The organism is Pseudoalteromonas sp. B160 (assembly GCF_037162485.1).
Classification (GTDB): Bacteria; Pseudomonadota; Gammaproteobacteria; order Enterobacterales; family Alteromonadaceae; genus Pseudoalteromonas; species Pseudoalteromonas rhizosphaerae.
Genome location: NZ_JARLUX010000002.1, coordinates 88,325 through 106,564, shown reverse-complemented (window position 1 = coordinate 106,564; position 18,240 = coordinate 88,325). Strand labels below are relative to the sequence as shown.

Below are 18,240 nucleotides of genomic sequence, written 5' to 3'. Positions count from 1 at the left end.
ACCACATTGTTATAAGCCAATAAGTGTGAGCTGCTATAACCATTTGCGATTTGTAGCCTGCTAAAAATAAGCTGGCCTCAAAGCGAAACCGCGCGATTATATAGCATAATAAATATAAACCTAACTTTTTATTTTAATCTTTAAAAACAATTAAAAATCATATAGTTAAACCAAGCCAGCAAGTTGGTGTAATAAGCATTCAATGGAGGTTAATCCTTCACTGTTACCATCACCACTAAGAGTATCAAACCTAGTCTCAGATTTAATCGAGGAGCAAGTCATGAGTAAAGAAAAAGTTGTACTTATTACAGGCGCTTCCAGTGGTATTGGTGAAGCAACAGCAAAAACCTTAGTCGCAAACGGTCATAAAGTAATTTTGACCGCTCGCAGTGAAGACAAACTTAATGCGCTGGTTGAAGAGTTCGGGGCTGATAACGCATTAGCAGTTTGCGCAGATGCCACTGATTTTTCATCGCTTGAAAACGTAGTTAATACAGGTATAAAACACTTTGGCCGCCTTGATGTTGCATTTGCCAATGCCGGTATGGGTGTTCAAACGCCAGGTGTTGAAGAGGGCGATCCTGAGCAATGGCAAACAATGATTGATATTAATATCAATGCACTGCTTTACACCGCAAAACTCACTCTGCCACACCTAAGAAAAACCACAGGACACTTTATTTTAACCAGCTCAGCCGCAGGACGGATTGCCCTTAAAGGCTCTGTTTATGGCGCAACAAAATGGTTTGCTTACGGTTTTGGACAAAACTTAGCTGAAGAAATGAAGCCATGGCAAGGACGCTGCACCACTATTGCCCCAGGCATGGTCAATACGCCTTTTTTTGATGAAGCAAAACCCGACAAACTCGACCCAAATGATGTAGCCGAGGCAGTACTATTTGCTATAGAGGCAAACCCACGTTGCAATGTACGAGAGTTATTTTTGATGCCGAGTAATTAACGGACTCGACAGTAATAAATGCCCTTAACAGGGCATTTAATTTGATCCAAGCAGTAAATTAATTACTGCAACTTAAACGCGCCTGTTTTAATCGGTTAATTGATGCGATAACTTGCGCAATCGTACCATGATTGATCTCGATAACTTGCGACTCACTTAACGCATCTTTATTTTGCAGAGCATCAACAATTGCCAAATAGCTTGCTTGCCACTCATTAACCGCTAAAAATACCTGCGGATTATTAGTAAGTACTTGCTGCCACATTACTAGCTGACTTTGCAATGCGGTAAGTTGTTGGCGATCACATTGTTGTTGGTAATCATCCACCGCATAATCAAATTGTTTTAAGGTTAAACTCTCTACCGGTAAAACATCCACTAATTTATCCAGTGGCGCTAACTGATGGTAATCATCGCTTAGAAACGCTAAATGATGCAACGTGTAATAGTGTGCGGGCTCTATCAGCTGACTAAAAGTAAGTAACGCGTTAAGCGCACTGCTTGAAACCTCTGGTAGCTGCTCTAAACGTTGAATAAACTGCTGTTGATGTAGTAAGCCTAACTGTTCATCGGCGTATTGGTCCATTAGCGCAAGCCGAGTGTACATGCTGCGCTCATCCGTTAAGCTAGTAGGTGACCAAAAACGTTCTCCTATTGCATAGAGTCTTGGCCAAATACGCGTATCTAAATTATCAGAGGTGATAAGCTCAGCCCAAATAGTTGCTTCACCACCCAATACATTACCTAGCTTGGCTCGTTGCTGCTGATGTTTTAGTTGTTGGTTCAACTGCACCAGAGGTATCTCACCACCGACATTTGCCCTAAACACATAAGGAGTATTACCCACGAATGCGGGATCTTTGCTAGCCTGCGTTAAACTAAATGTCAGCTGAGTTGGCCCAAGCCAAGTATCAATAAGCACCTGATAGTTATTCGCTATTTTAGTCACTTTATCAGTGATGAATGCCCCTTTACCCGCGATGTTGACAATTGCTTGCATACGAGACTGATCACTTGCAAAGACAGTAATATCGCCAGTCACCGCGCTGCCTTTTATGCGTGTGAGGGTAAAATCAACATGTCCGATTACAGTCTTCGCCGTTACTGCGGGTTTCGCCGGCGGCAGCGGATGATTACGATAGTGATAGCTCGTCCACTGCGGCTGATCAATATAAAACCCGCTTGATAACAAACCATCAAAACCGGCCTCAGTGATCGCCGCCAATGAATGATGACCACGCCATGATTGCACTAAGGTGTTGTTAGGCAAATTAGGATGTAATACCTCATCCCAACCAATCATTTTCTTATTGTATTTTGCTAATATTTTAGCAACCCGTTGATTGAAGTAGGCGTGTAATGCATGGCTATCAGCCAGTTTTTGCTTATGCATATAAGCTTGAATATGACTATTGGCTTGCCAATCAGTATCATCAATTTCATCGCCACCAATATGCAAATACGGATCAGGAAACAAACCCGCAAGCTCGGCGACTACTGCATCAACAAATTTATAAACCTCAGGGTTGCTTGGATCCAGTAACGGTTTAAATACGCCCCAACGTCGCTCCATCTGAGTTAATTGAGTTCCGCTACCAAGTTCAGGATACGCAAGTATAATCGCGCTGGCATGACCCGGAACGTCAAACTCTGGCACCACCCGAATACCTAACTTTGCCGCATAGCTAACCACCTCTTTAATTTGTGCTTGAGTATAATAAAGACCATCGGATGCCTGCTGGTGTAGTTTAGGGTAACTATTTAGCTCAATTCGCCAGCCCTGATCATCGGTTAAGTGCCAGTGAAACACATTAAACTTGGCTGAAGCCAAGCCACGTAATGTCCGTTTTACATCTGCAATTGGCAAAAAGTGACGCACGCCATCAAATAATAAACCACGCCACGGATAAGTTGGTTCATCCGTAATAATTAGATTATTAACTTGTAGCGGCTGCTTAGCACTAAATAATAGCTGCGATAAAGTCGCCAATCCTCTAAGCATGCCGTATTGATTAGCACTCGTTAGGTCAATTTTATTATCTGCAATAGTTAGCGTGTAACTTTCATCCATATTTAAATAAGGTAACTCGCTCACTGTTTGCGTGATATTAATGTGTAATTGCGCAGCCGCTCTTGGCGTAACTTGTAGATGCTGAAATTGGGTAGCAAACAACGAACTATTTAATAAAGGCAGGACGATTGCGTGCTGCATTTTAGGTATAAATACCTTAAGAGTTGCTTCAAAGGTAGTACTCCCAGCCAATGATTGCACCTCTTTAGGCATTGGCATCAGCGCTTCGGTGGCGGGCGCAGAAAAAGCATAACAAGAGCTGCTCAGTAGCATTGCCCCCATCATAAAATGAATAATTTTATGCATTGTTTAATTCCTGTTGTTTGCTTGCTTTGAGAGTCACTGTTGTAGCGACAATTGCCCCTGCGGCGGTGATCACTTGAGCCGCAAGTTGCTGGGCAGTCTGCACTGCAATTGCACAAGGACTCGCTAATATTTGTTCAGCTAAAAAACCCGCTGCAAACGCATCTCCAGCCGCGGTAGTATCAATTACCTTCGCGACTGCGGTTACTGGATAGTAATTAATTGTTTGTTGCTGTAACACAATGGTGTCATCCAGTCCTTGCTTAATCACTCGCAACGCTTGTGGGTATGCCCGATAAAAGTCGACCAACTGCTGTTGTTCACAATCACCAAACACACCAAAGTGATCGTCGTTGGTAACAAAAATGATATCTGCAACTAAAAAGGCTTGGCGAAACCAATAGTGTGCTTGCATATTACTTTGCCAAAGCACTTGGCGATAATTACTATCAAAAATAACGATGCCACCAGCTTGCTTAAACTGTGCAATAGCAGTCATTAATAGCTGTTTAGTTGGGTCATCATAAATTGCTAAACTTATAGCTGAAAAATAAAGGTAATCAAACTGTTGCTGCTGCAATGCAGTTAAGAATTGATGTTGACTATCAAGCTTAAAATACTCTCTGGCAGCGCTATTTTTTCGATCATAATGAAAAACTCGCTCGCCATTAGCATCAAGCGTAATACCATAAGCGCCTAAAGTATGATTTGTTGCATATTGTAAAAAATCGAGTTTAAGCGCTTGCTGCTGCCACCTAGCCTTAGCTTGCTTACTTAGTTCGTCGCTACCAATGGCAGATATAAAATAAACATGCACCTGTTCTCCCATAAGACGTTTAAAGTAAACTGCCGTATTGTAGGTGTCCCCCCCAAAATTAAGCTCTTGATTTGTAGATAGTTCATGCATCGCTTCACCAAAAAATGCAATCTTAATCATGTTGCATTTCCTCGCGTTGAGCTTTTAAAATAGCTAATGCTTGTGCAGATGTGCACACTTGAACTGGGGTAAACAAAGTTACCATAGCAGCTAATAAAGCGGAGCCTAAAGTGGCCGGAATAATTGGGTTACTCCAATAAGCCAGCCAATTTGGCGTTAAAATAATCGCCAACGAAACCAACAGCGAAACCAATAAAGCAGTAATGGCCCCCTGCCAATTAAAGCGTGGCCAAAAATGACCAAATAACACGCATACACATAGACCCGACATTAAAGTGGCGATCATATTTGTAATGTAACCAATCACATCGTTAGTTAATAACGCCAATAATAACGCAATGCCTATCGTCATCACTAAGCCCATCCGCGAAAGTAATACAACATCTTTAGCGTGGGGCATTCGTTTGAATACTAAACTATACAGATCACGTATTAATACACTCACAGCTGCAATCGCATCTGAGCTAGCACTGGAGATCGTGGCTGAAAGGCCAGCAATAATAACCAGCGCTGCCAAGCCAAAAGGTAATAATTCAAACGCCATAAAAGGGAAAGAAAATGCACTGTTCTCTAAAGCAGGATTCAGTGCATAAGCTGCCATACCGATAATGGCAGGTACTATGGCAAATACTAAATACAAGCCACCCGATAAATAAAACGATTGACGAATACTTTTAACATGCTTGCCAGAATAAATACGTTGGCGAAATGATGGCGCAACCAAGACGCCTATTAACACCGCGAAAAACAATGATAAGCCATGCACTGCACCTATTTTATCCAATGATAAAAAGCTTTGGTTAAGCGCAGGTTGCGCATTGGCCATATCAGCCAAGCCACCCACTTCATAAAGAGCGACCCCAGCCATCAAGAAAAAGCCAACAAATAACACCAATGCTTGAATAGAGTCGGTCCATACCACAGCAACATAACCGCCAATCACCACGTAAATACTAAAGCCCAGTGCAATAATAAGTTTTGCCGAAAATGGCGATAACCCAGTAAGCCATGCTAAATACATACCACCGCCCAGAATATGCGCTCCTAACCAACCAATACTGGCGACAAAAATAAATATTGCGATGGTATTCTTAACGAGTGGATGTGCTCCCACATAGTATGATACTTCTTCACTCATAGTCATGAATTGGTGTTCACGCACTGGCGCAAATAATTTTGCTAATAATAAAATTCCCGCAGCACCACCAAGGCCATAGATCATCCCAGCCCAGCCATTTAAATAAGCAAATCCCACAGCCCCCATTGATGATCCTGTTCCTACCATAGTGGCAACTGTAGTACCTAACGTAAGAAAAAACGGTAAATTACGTCCCCCCAGTAAAAAGTCATCGCCACCTTTAGAATTTCGGCTTACCCACCAACCAAACCAAATCATAAATCCTAAGTAGCCTAAAAAGGCCATTAATAATTGCCACTTCATAAGACACCCTGCTCCACCAATCCACGCTGCGCTTTGTAACAGCACTTCTAATTATTAATTACGTGGTTGATGTTAGTTATTATTCTGACCTAAGAGCGGTTATTATTTTGTGTGCTCTTAGGTGTAAATGTCAGCGCTGTCATTCAGCTACTGACAAAATCTTAAGGCGCCTTATAACAGGTAACATCCACCTCAACTTTACAATCGACGACTAAATCCGCGACCGCACAAATACGTGCCGGTGGATTAGCGCCAAAATACTCTTTAAACACTTTATTAAACGACTGAAAGTAACGAGAATCAGTTAAAATAACAGTAACATGCACCACATCTTTGAGCTCATAACCGGCCTCTTTCATAATCTCGAGGCAATTTTCAATCGCCAGTGTTGATTGCTCAATAATCCCCCCTTCAACCACTTCTCCATCTTTCATTGGGGTTTGTCCAGATACCATCAGCCAACCACCCGCTTCTACTGCGCGTGCAAACGGTAAGTGCTGACCACCGGTACCTTTACCGCCTTCAATACCAATTCGTCTAATCATCTTTACTTGCTCCTAGGGATGTTAAAAATTTACCTGAATATGCAGGTAGAATATGTTTATCTATAAGGGTTGCTTGGCCATTGGTCCAGACACGATGAATTCCTGAAGCCGCCAGCTCTGGATCAACAAATGTTGCGTTATCAATAATCTCATTGGCATCAAATAACACCAAATCGGCAAAGTTGCCTACTTTGATCACTCCACGATTTGCCAACCGATAGTTAGCCGCGCTTAAGCCTGTCATTTTATGAATCGCAGTTGCTAATGAAAAAATTCCTTGTTCACGGCTGTAATGACCCAGCACTCGGGGAAATGAGCCCCATAACCGAGGGTGTGGGTGTGGATCGCACGGTAAACCATCTGAACCAATCATGGTTTTATCAAACGCTAAAATAGTGTTTACATCGTCTTCATTTAACCCATGGTACACAGCACCAGCTGGCTGCAGTTTTTCAGCAGCATCCAGCAAACTGACGTCCCATTGTTTAGCAATATCAGCAAGTAATTGCTCGGCCATTGCAGGGTGGGCATCAGACCAAGTGATAAAAATATCGAAGTCGTCAGTCACTTGGTTCAAATCTAAGGTACTGGAGCTGGCCGCATACGGGTATGCGTCGCAACTACATTTTGAGTGCTCGCCTTGTGCTGCAAATTTTGCTAACAGCTCTGGGGCGCGTCCCCAGTTATTTTTACCTGCACACTTCAAGTGGGAAATAATCACTTTAATGCCAAACTTTTGCTCCATAGCAAACGCTTCATCCATCGCCTCAAGCACGGCATCAAACTCGGTGCGTAAATGGGTGGTATATAAAGCATCATGCTTTTGTAAGATAGCGCCAAATGCCTGTACCTCTTGTTCAGGTGCACACTGTGCATTGCGATAGGCAAGCCCAGAGCTCAAACCGAGGGCACCTTGGGTTATGGCTTCATCCAATTGCAATTGCATCGCGGCAATTTCGTCAAGCGTCGCTGGACGTAATAAGTCATCCATCACGTTATTGCGCAATGTGGTATGCCCTACCAATGCTGCAACATTCACATTGGCTTTTTGTACATTAAATGCATCGATATAATCGCGCATCTGTGCAAAAGTAAACTCTGCTTTTTCACCCAGCAGATTCATTGGATCCGGCGCATCTGCAGTTAGTTTTGCCGGCGCCGCGCTGATCCCACAATTACCGGTGATCACCGTTGTCACCCCTTGACTTATTTTCGCTGCCATCGCTGGGTTTCTTAACAACTCAAGATCATCATGGGTGTGTACATCGATAAACCCAGGGCTAGGCATAATCCATTGGCCATTATTGTGTGTGTTGCCTGCCACTGTGATAACTCGCCGAGTGCGACAATATGTTCACCTTTAATTGCGACATCCATGTACTGAGGCGCATTGCCTAAACCATCAAATACTTTTGCTTGATAAATGATTGTGTCTGCTGATTGCGAGATATCGTGCCGCATCATTAATCTCCTAGTGGTGCTCTGTCTGGTCCTTGACGATACTCATCTAACTCATGTTTGATGCGACGAAGTTTTTCGCGAGATTTTTTCTGCGTTAAAATAGCCACTTCACTTGCCAATATGTCTACTGCAGCAAGCATCGCGTAACGGCCTGTACTGGGCGTAAAAATGTAATCTGATTCGTTAGTTTTAATTGGTAAGTGAATCGTTGCGATATCAGCAAGCGCACTCTCTGGGCAAACCGCAATCACTTTAGCGCCATAATCTTTGGCAATATTTGCCGCATCAATTAAGTCATTTGCTAAGCCTGTAAGCGATAACACCACCACCACATCACTGATATCAACACTGGCGGCAGTCATTCTCATCATCACCGGATCACTGTAAGCGTTACTGAGTACATCCAGTCGAAACAAGCGGTTATGGCATTCTTGTGCAACTACAGAGCTACCCCCACCAACGCCAAAAATTAACGTATGACGGCTTTCAGCAATACAGCGAGCTGCTTCTTCAATCTGCGACTGTTCAATTAATCCGGCATTAATATCGAGAATATCGTGTATTGCTTTGTATATAGCTGGAATATCTTCACGTACAGAGGCATTTTCACTAATAAAGCGCTCTCCTACTGCCAGTGATTGTGCAAGCTGTAGTTTCATATCACGCACATTATCGCAGCCCAGCGCTTTTGCTAGCCGAGTGATAGATGCGTGACTGACTTTTGCGCGCTGTGCTAAATCACTTATACTTGCCGATGCTGCATATTGCAGATCGGCTAAAATTAATTGTGCAACGAGTTGCTCTGATTGCCGTAAATGGCCTAAACGCTCTTTAATTCGTGAAACAATATCCAATTAACTACTCTCCTAAAAATACGTATCAAAGATACCAACAACGTTATAATTATCATCGATAACATTAATATAACGCCATTTATCAAATGTCAGGCAAGGATGTGAAGTCCCAAAGGCAATAATATCACCGACTTTTAAGTGGCTATTTTGATCAACACGCAGCATGGCATGCTGATCCATTATTTTTTCAACTTGCCAATCAGCACCTGCTTTAGTAACAACACCGTGTTGGTCAATATGTAAATTCGCAATAGGTAGCCCGGCATCAAATGCCACATCGCGCTTACCCATACCAATAATTGCTCGTCCCGGTTCTGGCAATGACTGTACATATGCCCAAACCTCTAAACATGATTGTAAATCGCTACCAATATTACACGCCAACGGATTACGCGCTAGAATCTGTTGCTGCGCATGGCCATAAATCCCTTGATCATGAGCGACATAACAGCCAGGGCGGATCACAGGCACCATGTTATCGAGCATGTTACTAGGTGCAAAAGCATCGCAGACTAAGTCGTACCACGCTGAGCCACCTGCGGTAATAATTACTTGTTCGGTGGCAAAAGCCTGCTGCTCAATCAACTCTTTACATGTTGTTACCGCATCCGTTAAAAATGCAGTCACTTCACTTTGTGTACTCAACACTCCTTCATACACTTCAATGCCCGCAAGCTGTAATGAAGAAAACTGCTTTATATGCGCAACCAATTGTTGGAGCTTTTGTTCATCAACTACACCACAACGTCCACCAGGCACACCTAACTCAATAAATAATTTAACTTGTATGCCTTGCTTACTAAAGAACTCGCCAAGGCTTGTTACATTGCTAACATCATCCACTAAACAATAAAAATCAACCTGATACTGTTTTAATAAATAGCTAAGCTGCTGCATGTTGGCTTTACCAACTAATTGGTTCGCCATGATAATGCGCTTAGCGCCAGCTTGTGCTGCTACCACTGCTTGTTGCACAGTTGCAATGGTGATCGCGTAAGCACCTGCATTTAATTGCTTTTTAAAAATATCCGGTGCCATGGTGGTTTTACCATGCGGTGAAAACTCCACCTGACTTTGTTTGGCGAACTCAGCCATCCATGCAATGTTATTATCTAAACGCGTTTGATAAATACACGCACAAGGAAGACTCACCTGCTGCTTAGCAACATTGCAATCACCTTGTATGATCGTTTCGCTGTTGCCTAAGCCTTTATTCATAGTATAAATTTTTGCGGCGCGTTTCATGGCTAACTTTTCCATAAATAAAACTCTTATTTTAAATCATTACCTTAGATAGCAACGTTGGATTAAAAATCAAAAAATTATCAAATGTTAATGTAATTGTTATTGCATTTTGTTTGAAAGCGATGTTAATTAATAACAAGCAAGTAGTCAACACTTGTTACAAATTAACAGGAAATAATAATTAACTTTTAAATCTACAGGATGAGGTATATCAGCATGAGCATTAAAAACCGTCACCAACCCACTTTAAATAGGAGCCTAATAGCAAAAACCGTCGCCGCTATTGTATGTGGCTATACCAGCTTTGGCGTTTTTGCCGCAGACCAAGCACAGACAGCAAATGACGACATAGAAACTATTGAAGTGCGCGGTATTGCCGCCAGTAACAAACAAGATATTAACAACAAACGCTTTAGTACTGGAGTAATGGATTCTATTACCGCGGAAGATATTGGTAAATTGCCTGATGTAACCATTGCCGATACGCTGCAACGTATCCCTGGCATACAAATTCGCCGCTCTGCGGGTGAGGGCTCAACCATTAACGTTCGCGGTATGCCGCAAGTAACCACTTTGCTCAATGGCGAACAATTCTTAAGTGCAGGTTCAATTACAACATTACAACCAGACTTCACTGATGTCCCAGCGGCGCTGCTATCAGGGATTGATGTGCTTAAATCACCTCAAGCCGACACCTTGGCCGGTGGCATTTCAGGTACTTTAGATTTAAAAACACGTAGGCCATTTGATCTTGACCAAGGCACAACCTTCTCACTCACAGGAGAAGCAACCCGTGGTAGTTTATCAGAGCAAACCGACCCTAAACTGGTAGCCTTTGCCGGATATAACAATGACAAATTTGGCATTATTGTTACTGCCGCTTATGACGAAAGCACCTTAGCGAATTACCGTAATGGCACAATTTTAACCTCTTCAGAAGTGCAAAATGAAACCGACCGCGATTTTAACGGTGATGGCGATTTTAACGACAGCTTTTACAGCCAACGTTTTTATGGCGTGATGGACCGAGAAACAGAGCGTGATCGCCTTGGCCTAAACACTACCATTCAATATCAAATTGCCGACACACTTACTTTTACTGGTGACTTGTTTTATACAAAAATGGATGACGCCGATCGTAAGCAAGGGGTGATGGTTGATAATGCCCGTGGTTCTATTTGGGCGTATTCTGATAACTTTATTCCTCGCTTAGATAATGATCGGGGCGGACAAATATACACAGTCAACGATGCTAACTTAAAAGTTCGTCGGGTTAGCGCCTACTCTGAAAGTTTAACTAACGACCGTGAATCAACCAATGCTAGCTTTTTATTCGAATACCAAGGTGATGGCCCACTCTCTGGTGAATTTAGGTATATTCATGGCTCTGCAAAGCGAAGCCATACTGAAAATGTGGCCCACGGCTTTTTAACCTCAGGCGCACAACATGGTTTATTAAAAAATCATGGTGATGGTATTACGCCAGTTAACCCCAATGGCTATGGCCCAGAAGAAGTTGATGTGAGCTTTTCTCGCAGCGGCGAATATTTAACCCTTGGTTTTGCAGAAGGCTTTGGTAATGATATAAGCCAATATAATCTCGTTTCAACCTACTCTGAAAATAACTTTGAAGAACAAGCCACACTTGATGTTGCCCGTATTGATGGCCATTATGCCTTTGAGACAGATCACCTACAGAATCTTGATTTTGGTCTGCGGGCATCAAAACGAGACGTAGAGCGCGAAACCTATATTCTCGTTGCACCATTTACCACCGGCAATATTAGTGCCGATGTGATGTGGAAAGATTCCGGCGCATCATTAGGTGATACCAATGGCGACGGTGAAAATAGCGTAGCAGGTGGTGATTTAACCATAGGGAAAACCAACTTCTTTAGTGATATGCCCGATGGTTGGGTCAACCAAGTCAATGGTTTAGGGCCAGGTGGCGCTGGGCATAGTTTTTACTTAATCGATCCTAAAGTAATGGACGATCCAATGGCATTTCAAAATGCAATTTACCCGAGTAACAAACGATTAGCTAATCCGTCACGTACTTACCAAGTAAAAGAACAAACTCAAACAGCTTACTTTAAAGCAAACTTTGCTGGTGAATTGGGTGATTTGAGCTATACCGCAAATATCGGCGCACAATATATTAAAACCGAACTCGACATGCTGCAAAATCAACTAGGCTCTGCGCGTCCTTGTTCGTTGTGTACTGCCAGTGAGAAAACCGGTGAAAAATGGTTAAACAGAGATTACTCAGATTTTTTACCATCAATGAACTTTAATTTAAACCTAACCGAAGATGTGATCCTACGTGCAGGTTACGGTAAAACAATGACCACGCTCGATATTGGAAAGCTTGCTGGTGGTATAAGTGTTGGTCGTACCCGAGCCGGAGATGTACTTGCCGCTGAGCTTGGAGTAAGCCCTGACTTATTAGTGGCAGTACAAGGTCGCCAAAATGGTAATCCTGATCTAGAACCATGGCGCGCAACTAACTATAACCTATCTGCTGAGTGGTATTTTAATGACAGCGGTTTATTAAGTATTTCAGCCTTTTTAATGGACATAGAGTCATTTGTTGAAAACGGTATTGTCATGCAAGGCTTGCCTGATATTGATGGCATTATTCGCCGTGAAGTACCTGTAACCACTGAAATAAATGGCCAAGGTGGTGACATAAAAGGTTTTGAAGTTGTTTATCAGCAAGCATTTGACTTTTTACCAGCGCCATTTGATGGCTTAGGCTCATCACTAAACTTTACTTATGCGCCAAGTGACAGCGCTAACGTTGATGTTTATGGCAAAAGTTTACCAATTCAAGATAACTCAGAAAAATCAGCCAATGCTGTACTTTGGTACGAAAAAGGCCCATTACAACTACGTCTTGCAGCTAACTACCGTAGTGATCGCTTAGACAGCTTAAGCTCGCCAATGGGCGAAGGGGTAATGCCATTTTGGACCGATAGCACTTTGTACTTTGATATGTATGCCGGCTATGAATTTGCTGAAGATATGAGCATTTATACCTCAGTGAGCAATCTAACCGAAGAAAAAGAAGATATTTACGCACAGTGGTCTGATCATGTGATCACCCAAAATATCTTTGAGCGTCGTATTACGTTTGGTATTCGTACCCGTTTTTAACGCTTAACAACACATTTGGCACACTTCTGCCCAGGAGATAAAAAGACTTAGCATTATTTAAATAAGCTTTTTTGCCAAATAGCAAACCAGTACAGCTAATTAAGCTGTACTGGTTTTTTATACCTAAGTGGATTCATCTAGGCTGATTGCCGATAGTGATCAACAGCAAAACTAAATAAAACTTTGATCATAAAAAATAGACTCACCATCAAAAACCACGTTGGCAGCGATAAGTAAATCAACAAAAAGATGCCATAACACATTAAGTTTGCAGCAATAAAACCCTGGATTGATTTACCATGTAACGCATTAACAACAGATGCTGCCACTATCGTATATGCCCACATAAGCAGTGCAGTATCTAGTGGCTGTGAAAGTAACCACGCAATCACTATTATATGAACGTGAATGGCAATAAAAATCAGCCTATTTTTAGGACGCTTTGTGTAAAACTCATTGGTACCAAGAGTGAAATTAGCAATACATCCTGCTAATACGTCAGCAATTAATATAAAAGCTAAGATTGCTCGCCAATTATCGAGTTTAATCTCCGCAACCGAATAAATAACCCAACTGCCGACTAAAGCAAACAAAATAGTACCGGTGATCTCTAAAATCGATTGTTTTTCGCCAAACACTTCATGCAAAAATTCAGGGGTTTTAAAATACTTCATTGTTAAACATTTCCTTATTTAAATTAAATTAAATTTTTGAACAACGACTTTCCATGTTTTTAACTATGCGAGTAGGTGACAAGATAAGCACCACTAGCAGCCAACGAAATAACATTATCTATATAGACACGGCATTAATTAAAAAAACACCGTAAAGGTAGCAGGATATGCTCAGGGATCTGATCAGAAATCACATACTTTTTTGCATCAACTGTGACTTCAAATAAAAGATACTCTGAATTTCTGCCAATATAACGCTCACCTATATTTGGCGTTATCTTATATATATTTCCTGTAAGAGTAAGCTGACTAGAGGCTGATATCTTTTCAAACCCGCCGTAAGGGCTGAGATGACCCTCTACGTTGTGATCTTTTAAGTAGTCGTTTCGAGGATGGCCAAACCATATAGGTTCGACACGAATTTCACTACTTTGAAATAATTTATTTGCTTGATAATGAATGGGCTCAAAGCACTGCTTCTCTATTTTAATATCACTGCAACCACTGATAAATATCACGGCAAGTATTGTAGTATACTCAATGTATTGCATATCAACGTATTCCTTTACATACACTTGGAGCTAGCTATTGGCAGCACTGCAATACCAGCATTCTTTATAACTCACATTTGCGCTGACGCTGGAGCAAACATATAACAAGGATATCGTAACTGCCTGCAACTTCCAGTGTAATTTGATGAATATTGGCGCTTAAACATGACTTGATTAGCAAAGACAACAACTATGTCTTTTTAGTGTTCAGAATTACTTTTCTTAATTACGAGACTTAATAGCAGCCTAGATTACTATTAAGTAATTAATATCTAAGACATTATTTTAAATAGTAGCTCTCTGACTGTGGCAGGTTCAAATGGCTTGTCACATATGGCGTCTACACCAGCTTGAGCAATATTAGCTAAATGAGTGTCGTTTGCCTCAGAACTCACCATCAAAATAGGAATATGCGAGTAAGCATTCGAGCTTCTTACGGTCTCCGTTAGCTCTTTGCCATCCATTTCTGGCATATTGTAATCAGTAACAATTAAATCAAATGATTGGGTGTTAAGGTGTTCAATCGCTTGTTTGCCATTTTCTGCTTCTACAGGCGTCGGTATTCCCATTCCAGCCAATACCCTAATAATATGCTTGCGTGCAAAACGACTGTCATCAACCACAAGTACACGCAATAGCGTTACATCAAAATGCTCTAACTCAACTTCTTCTTCAGTGATAATATCTAAGGTTGCCTTTAACGCACGCGTAATTGCCTCAGCGCTAAATGGCTTTGGTAAAATAGCTAATACCCCTGACTGCCTTAACTGTTCAAGATAGGTTTTATTGCGCTCTGTTGATACCAGCATAAAAGCTTGATGCTCAATACCAGGGGTTACTCTGATTTTTTGCAATAAAGAGTCAGCGCTACCGTCAGAAAAATACATGCTGCTAATAACCAAATCCGGCTGATAATTCTCCAGCATTGTTAACGTTTTCGCTTGAGAAGTGGCAGTTTCAATTTGTGACACACCGCATTGAGTAAGTGACTTTATAATAAGCTTTTGCTGAACATCTGAAGGCTCTACTAATAATATTGATAAATTGGCTATTGCTGTTAAATCTTTCATTTAAATCTCTTCAGTGTTGCTATGTTTAGTTACGTTGAATATAGTCTAATGCAGTCATTTTATGATAACTCACATTACTATACATAACATGCGCAGGTTCTGGATCAACGATTTCGATTGGGATATCGTAATTGCGTGCCACTTCTAGCGCCATTTGGGTAATATTAACGCTAAACGAAGTGCCAATAAAAACGATTTTATCGGCATCAAGCATCCGCTGTTGTGCTTCGCTAATACGATAAAGTTCAGTGTAGTATTCATCAAATAACAACACAAAAGGCTTTAAAGATTGATCCACCACTGGCTGCTGGTTTTCAATGTTAAACAGCTCAAGCAGTGACTCATGTAAGCGGCTTTCGTCTACATTATTCCACGGTGTCGTATGCGCTTTCACATCATCGCCTTGATGATGAAACAAAGTCATTTGATCAAGCCGGCCATGAATGGCGATATAGTTTTTATTGCCTGCTTTGCCATCTAGCCCGTCAATATTTTGTGTGATCAGGTTTTTATCGCTCAACCACTGATGAACTTCGTTAGGACCATGGTTGCGATAAGTAGCAAAGCGATGATAATACCAAGCTAAAAACTCCCGTGGGTTGTTTTCATACATAGCACGCGTAGCCATTTCCATTGGCGTATAGTTTTTACTACCAATAGTCCAAAACCCATCTTCACCTCGAAAGGTAGGAATGCCGCTGGCGGCACTCACACCGGCTCCGGTTATATATAATGTATTCATAGCGTTCCCAATAAGCGCTAAACACACGTTTGATTTTTGCCTTGCTTTTTTGCTTGATAAAGCAATTCATCCGCTTTGTGCATCGCTTTATCAATCGGCACATCCGCAGTTAGTTTACTGATCCCCATGCTCACTGTAACAGCCAGCTGGTTTACACCAATATCTAAACGATTTTGTGATAAAGCATAATGAATATCGTTGGCAAATTGTGTCGCTTGTTGTTTATTTTTATGACGTAGAAAAAATAAAAACTCTTCACCGCCCCAGCGCGCCACCATATCATTTTCACTTAACTGAGCAACAAATAATTCAGCAAGGTGTTTTAGCACTTCATCGCCAACTGAGTGACCATATTGATCATTAATATCCTTAAAATTATCTACATCCGCAATAATGATACTCGCCGATTGCTGCTGTGCTTCAAATTGCTCGAGCTCTTCCATAGCATAACGTCGATTGGGTAGGTTTGTTAAAGGGTCACGAGTCGCTAAATATTCATTTTTTTGAACAAGTTCAATCAAACGATGGCTGTACATTTGCCGAAAATATTCATAAAAGCCACTCAACAGAGCAACAATAATAAAAGAAGCAATAATGCGAATTGGAAAATAAACCGAGTAGCCGCTGTAAAATTTAAAGTAGCTCGATAAATAAAAGGCGCCAGTTACGCAAATTACAAAAATAATTAAATCAATGATTCCCCGTTTAAAACCACGCACAAAAAAAGTAACCGGAGATACAATAAAAATCCAAATCGGCCCAGTGCCATGGCTCCCACCTGTAAGTACTAAATAAATCATTAAAGCATATAAAGTATACAGAACAATTAAAGAGGAAATCTCAACTCTATCGCCAAGAAAAAAGAGGAGGCAAATAAAGCCGATGAGCCTAATAAAGGATAAGCCAAAATAGGTTGATTATTAAACAAAGCTATCATCGCCATACAAAGCGTTGTTACCGTACCTATTGCGGCGAATAACCTAATAATAAGTTTTCGCTCGGCCATATCGGAATAGCTAATCATCAATACAATGCATCACTTATCAATAGTAAAGGCAATCTTTGCATACAAAAGCTGATTGTAAGATTGCACTAAAATTAAAATAATTAATCAGTTACCAGTTCAAATATAGTCTAGACATAAGATCATTGTAAAAGTGAAGTAGGAAATAATTACTAAAAGTCAACTTATACACGGATAACATCTTCGTATTACTAAGCTGAGCAAATAGGTTTTTGCACCTCATTGCATAAAAAATTCGCCTGCTCATTAACAATAATCTTCAGTCTTATCTAAGTTGCAACAGACTCGGTAAGACTGGAAATATTGCTAAAGCAGAGGATAAAAGCGGCCTCAAAAGTATCATTTAATAATTATATTTTGTTTTTTATAAGCCTAGCGAGAAAACCTTAAAAACATATGGTCAGAGCATTTATTGATTTTTTACCGTAGCGATTGCAGCATGATATTACCGATCAGTTGATAAATTAAAGCTGTAGTATTCCCATACTACCCTTACTTACTGTGAGCATGTTTAACTGGACAAGCAGTAAATACATTAACAAATCGTAAGGAGCAGCAAATGGCTAAAGTACTAATGATCACTGGTGACTTTGTAGAAGACTATGAAAATATGGTGCCGTTTCAGGCATTACTGGCAATGGGCCACGATGTGGATGCAGTCTGCCCAGATAAAAAAGCAGGCGATATGATTGCCACCTCTATTCATGATTTTGAAGGGGATCAAACCTACAGCGAAAAGCGCGGTCATAACTTTGCGCTCAACGCGACATTTGCCAACATTAATGCCGCTGATTACGATGCGCTTTACTTACCAGGAGGACGTGCACCTGAATATCTACGTTTGAATGCTAAAGTAATTGAGATCATTAAGTATTTTGCAAATAACAATAAACCTATCGCTTCGGTGTGTCATGGCGCGCAATTACTCACCGCCGCAGGTGTTATTAAAGGTAAAAAAATCTCTGCTTACCCAGCTTGCCAACCAGAAGTGAAAATGGCCGGTGCCGAGTACGTTGAGTTACCAATGGATGGTGCAATTACCGATGGTAACTTAGTTTCAGCACCAGCTTGGCCTGCGCATCCGGCTATGTTAAAACAGTTTGTCGCTTTGTTTTAACTAAAATTACAGGGAAAGGTCATGTGCCAATTATTTATAAATGCTCACAGTGAATTATGGAGTAATAAAACGAAGTCTTTACGTATTG

At 41.2% G+C, this 18,240-nt stretch carries 16 protein-coding genes; 3 read left to right on the top strand and 13 right to left on the bottom strand.

Annotation, left to right across the window (positions count from 1 at the left end; all coding sequences use genetic code 11):
* Positions 1-280: 280 nt before the first annotated feature.
* Entirely contained in the window at positions 281-961 is a 681-nt protein-coding gene (locus P4S61_RS19140; RefSeq protein WP_182733872.1) for an SDR family oxidoreductase, read from the top strand.
* Positions 962-1,019: 58 nt separating this feature from the next.
* Here the strand turns inward: P4S61_RS19140 and P4S61_RS19135 are convergent, their stop codons facing one another.
* The 8 genes from P4S61_RS19135 to P4S61_RS19100 all read right to left on the bottom strand — a co-directional run bounded on the left by P4S61_RS19135 (position 1,020) and on the right by P4S61_RS19100 (position 9,833).
* A complete protein-coding gene (locus P4S61_RS19135) occupies positions 1,020-3,338 on the bottom strand; it encodes a family 20 glycosylhydrolase (protein WP_145242036.1) in 2,319 nt (772 codons plus the stop codon).
* The gene (locus P4S61_RS19130; protein ID WP_182732114.1) at positions 3,331-4,272 is read right to left on the bottom strand and encodes a PfkB family carbohydrate kinase; all 942 of its coding nucleotides are present in this window, start codon (positions 4,270-4,272) and stop codon (positions 3,331-3,333) included. The genes P4S61_RS19135 and P4S61_RS19130 overlap by 8 nt, the downstream gene beginning before the upstream one ends.
* On the bottom strand, positions 4,265-5,713 hold the full coding sequence (locus P4S61_RS19125) for a sodium:solute symporter family protein (protein WP_145242040.1): 1,449 nt from the start codon (positions 5,711-5,713) through the stop codon (positions 4,265-4,267). Before P4S61_RS19125 ends, P4S61_RS19130 begins: the two co-directional genes overlap by 8 nt.
* A gap of 161 nt (positions 5,714-5,874) precedes the next feature.
* Entirely contained in the window at positions 5,875-6,258 is a 384-nt protein-coding gene (locus P4S61_RS19120) for a RidA family protein (RefSeq protein ID WP_145242042.1), read from the bottom strand.
* Entirely contained in the window at positions 6,251-7,546 is a 1,296-nt protein-coding gene (locus tag P4S61_RS19115) for an N-acyl-D-amino-acid deacylase family protein (RefSeq protein ID WP_337118988.1), read from the bottom strand. Before P4S61_RS19115 ends, P4S61_RS19120 begins: the two co-directional genes overlap by 8 nt.
* Positions 7,492-7,722, bottom strand: a complete 231-nt coding sequence (locus P4S61_RS19110) for a hypothetical protein (protein ID WP_337118987.1) — start codon at positions 7,720-7,722, stop codon at positions 7,492-7,494. Before P4S61_RS19110 ends, P4S61_RS19115 begins: the two co-directional genes overlap by 55 nt.
* Complete coding sequence (locus tag P4S61_RS19105) at positions 7,722-8,573, bottom strand: MurR/RpiR family transcriptional regulator (protein WP_145242044.1); 852 nt, start codon at positions 8,571-8,573, stop codon at positions 7,722-7,724. Before P4S61_RS19105 ends, P4S61_RS19110 begins: the two co-directional genes overlap by 1 nt.
* 12 nt (positions 8,574-8,585) lie before the next feature.
* Positions 8,586-9,833, bottom strand: coding sequence for an amino acid deaminase (locus tag P4S61_RS19100; RefSeq protein ID WP_145242046.1), 1,248 nt, complete (start codon positions 9,831-9,833; stop codon positions 8,586-8,588).
* A gap of 201 nt (positions 9,834-10,034) precedes the next feature.
* Here P4S61_RS19100 and P4S61_RS19095 point away from each other — a divergent pair, with 201 nt between their 5' ends.
* Positions 10,035-12,974 (top strand): TonB-dependent receptor, encoded by a 2,940-nt coding sequence (locus tag P4S61_RS19095; RefSeq protein ID WP_337118986.1) that lies wholly within the window; start codon positions 10,035-10,037, stop codon positions 12,972-12,974.
* 137 nt (positions 12,975-13,111) lie between these two features.
* Here the strand turns inward: P4S61_RS19095 and P4S61_RS19090 are convergent, their stop codons facing one another.
* The 5 genes from P4S61_RS19090 to P4S61_RS19070 form a co-directional block, all read right to left on the bottom strand.
* Positions 13,112-13,648: a hypothetical protein gene (locus tag P4S61_RS19090; RefSeq protein WP_145242050.1), complete on the bottom strand. Its 537-nt coding sequence runs from the start codon at positions 13,646-13,648 to the stop codon at positions 13,112-13,114.
* Positions 13,649-13,782: 134 nt separating this feature from the next.
* Positions 13,783-14,199 carry a hypothetical protein gene (locus P4S61_RS19085; protein ID WP_182732112.1) on the bottom strand — a complete coding sequence of 139 codons (417 nt, stop codon included), beginning with the start codon at positions 14,197-14,199 and terminating at the stop codon, positions 13,783-13,785.
* Positions 14,200-14,471: 272 nt separating this feature from the next.
* On the bottom strand, positions 14,472-15,269 hold the full coding sequence (locus P4S61_RS19080) for a response regulator (protein WP_182761786.1): 798 nt from the start codon (positions 15,267-15,269) through the stop codon (positions 14,472-14,474).
* Between the two features lie 25 nt (positions 15,270-15,294).
* A complete protein-coding gene (locus P4S61_RS19075; RefSeq protein WP_337118985.1) occupies positions 15,295-16,011 on the bottom strand; it encodes an SIR2 family NAD-dependent protein deacylase in 717 nt (238 codons plus the stop codon).
* A 17-nt stretch (positions 16,012-16,028) separates the two neighbouring features.
* A complete protein-coding gene (locus tag P4S61_RS19070) occupies positions 16,029-16,811 on the bottom strand; it encodes a GGDEF domain-containing protein (RefSeq protein ID WP_337118984.1) in 783 nt (260 codons plus the stop codon).
* A 783-nt stretch (positions 16,812-17,594) separates the two neighbouring features.
* Between P4S61_RS19070 and P4S61_RS19065 the strand changes: the two genes are divergently transcribed.
* Complete coding sequence (locus P4S61_RS19065; RefSeq protein ID WP_145242058.1) at positions 17,595-18,152, top strand: DJ-1/PfpI family protein; 558 nt, start codon at positions 17,595-17,597, stop codon at positions 18,150-18,152.
* Positions 18,153-18,240 lie beyond the last annotated feature (88 nt).

What these genes read in the sequence shown, in the direction of transcription:
- P4S61_RS19085 (WP_182732112.1), bottom strand. Translation starts at nt 14,199, where the DNA reads ATGCAATACATTGAGTATACTACAATACTTGCCGTGATATTTATCAGT.
- P4S61_RS19065 (WP_145242058.1), top strand. Translation starts at nt 17,595, where the DNA reads ATGGCTAAAGTACTAATGATCACTGGTGACTTTGTAGAAGACTATGAA.
- P4S61_RS19080 (WP_182761786.1), bottom strand. Translation starts at nt 15,269, where the DNA reads ATGAAAGATTTAACAGCAATAGCCAATTTATCAATATTATTAGTAGAG.
- P4S61_RS19130 (WP_182732114.1), bottom strand. Translation starts at nt 4,272, where the DNA reads ATGATTAAGATTGCATTTTTTGGTGAAGCGATGCATGAACTATCTACA.
- P4S61_RS19110 (WP_337118987.1), bottom strand. Translation starts at nt 7,722, where the DNA reads ATGATGCGGCACGATATCTCGCAATCAGCAGACACAATCATTTATCAA.
- P4S61_RS19075 (WP_337118985.1), bottom strand. Translation starts at nt 16,011, where the DNA reads ATGAATACATTATATATAACCGGAGCCGGTGTGAGTGCCGCCAGCGGC.
- P4S61_RS19100 (WP_145242046.1), bottom strand. Translation starts at nt 9,833, where the DNA reads ATGGAAAAGTTAGCCATGAAACGCGCCGCAAAAATTTATACTATGAAT.
- P4S61_RS19120 (WP_145242042.1), bottom strand. Translation starts at nt 6,258, where the DNA reads ATGATTAGACGAATTGGTATTGAAGGCGGTAAAGGTACCGGTGGTCAG.
- P4S61_RS19095 (WP_337118986.1), top strand. Translation starts at nt 10,035, where the DNA reads ATGAGCATTAAAAACCGTCACCAACCCACTTTAAATAGGAGCCTAATA.
- P4S61_RS19135 (WP_145242036.1), bottom strand. Translation starts at nt 3,338, where the DNA reads ATGCATAAAATTATTCATTTTATGATGGGGGCAATGCTACTGAGCAGC.
- P4S61_RS19090 (WP_145242050.1), bottom strand. Translation starts at nt 13,648, where the DNA reads ATGAAGTATTTTAAAACCCCTGAATTTTTGCATGAAGTGTTTGGCGAA.
- P4S61_RS19070 (WP_337118984.1), bottom strand. Translation starts at nt 16,811, where the DNA reads ATGATTTATTTAGTACTTACAGGTGGGAGCCATGGCACTGGGCCGATT.
- P4S61_RS19115 (WP_337118988.1), bottom strand. Translation starts at nt 7,546, where the DNA reads ATGCCTAGCCCTGGGTTTATCGATGTACACACCCATGATGATCTTGAG.
- P4S61_RS19140 (WP_182733872.1), top strand. Translation starts at nt 281, where the DNA reads ATGAGTAAAGAAAAAGTTGTACTTATTACAGGCGCTTCCAGTGGTATT.
- P4S61_RS19125 (WP_145242040.1), bottom strand. Translation starts at nt 5,713, where the DNA reads ATGAAGTGGCAATTATTAATGGCCTTTTTAGGCTACTTAGGATTTATG.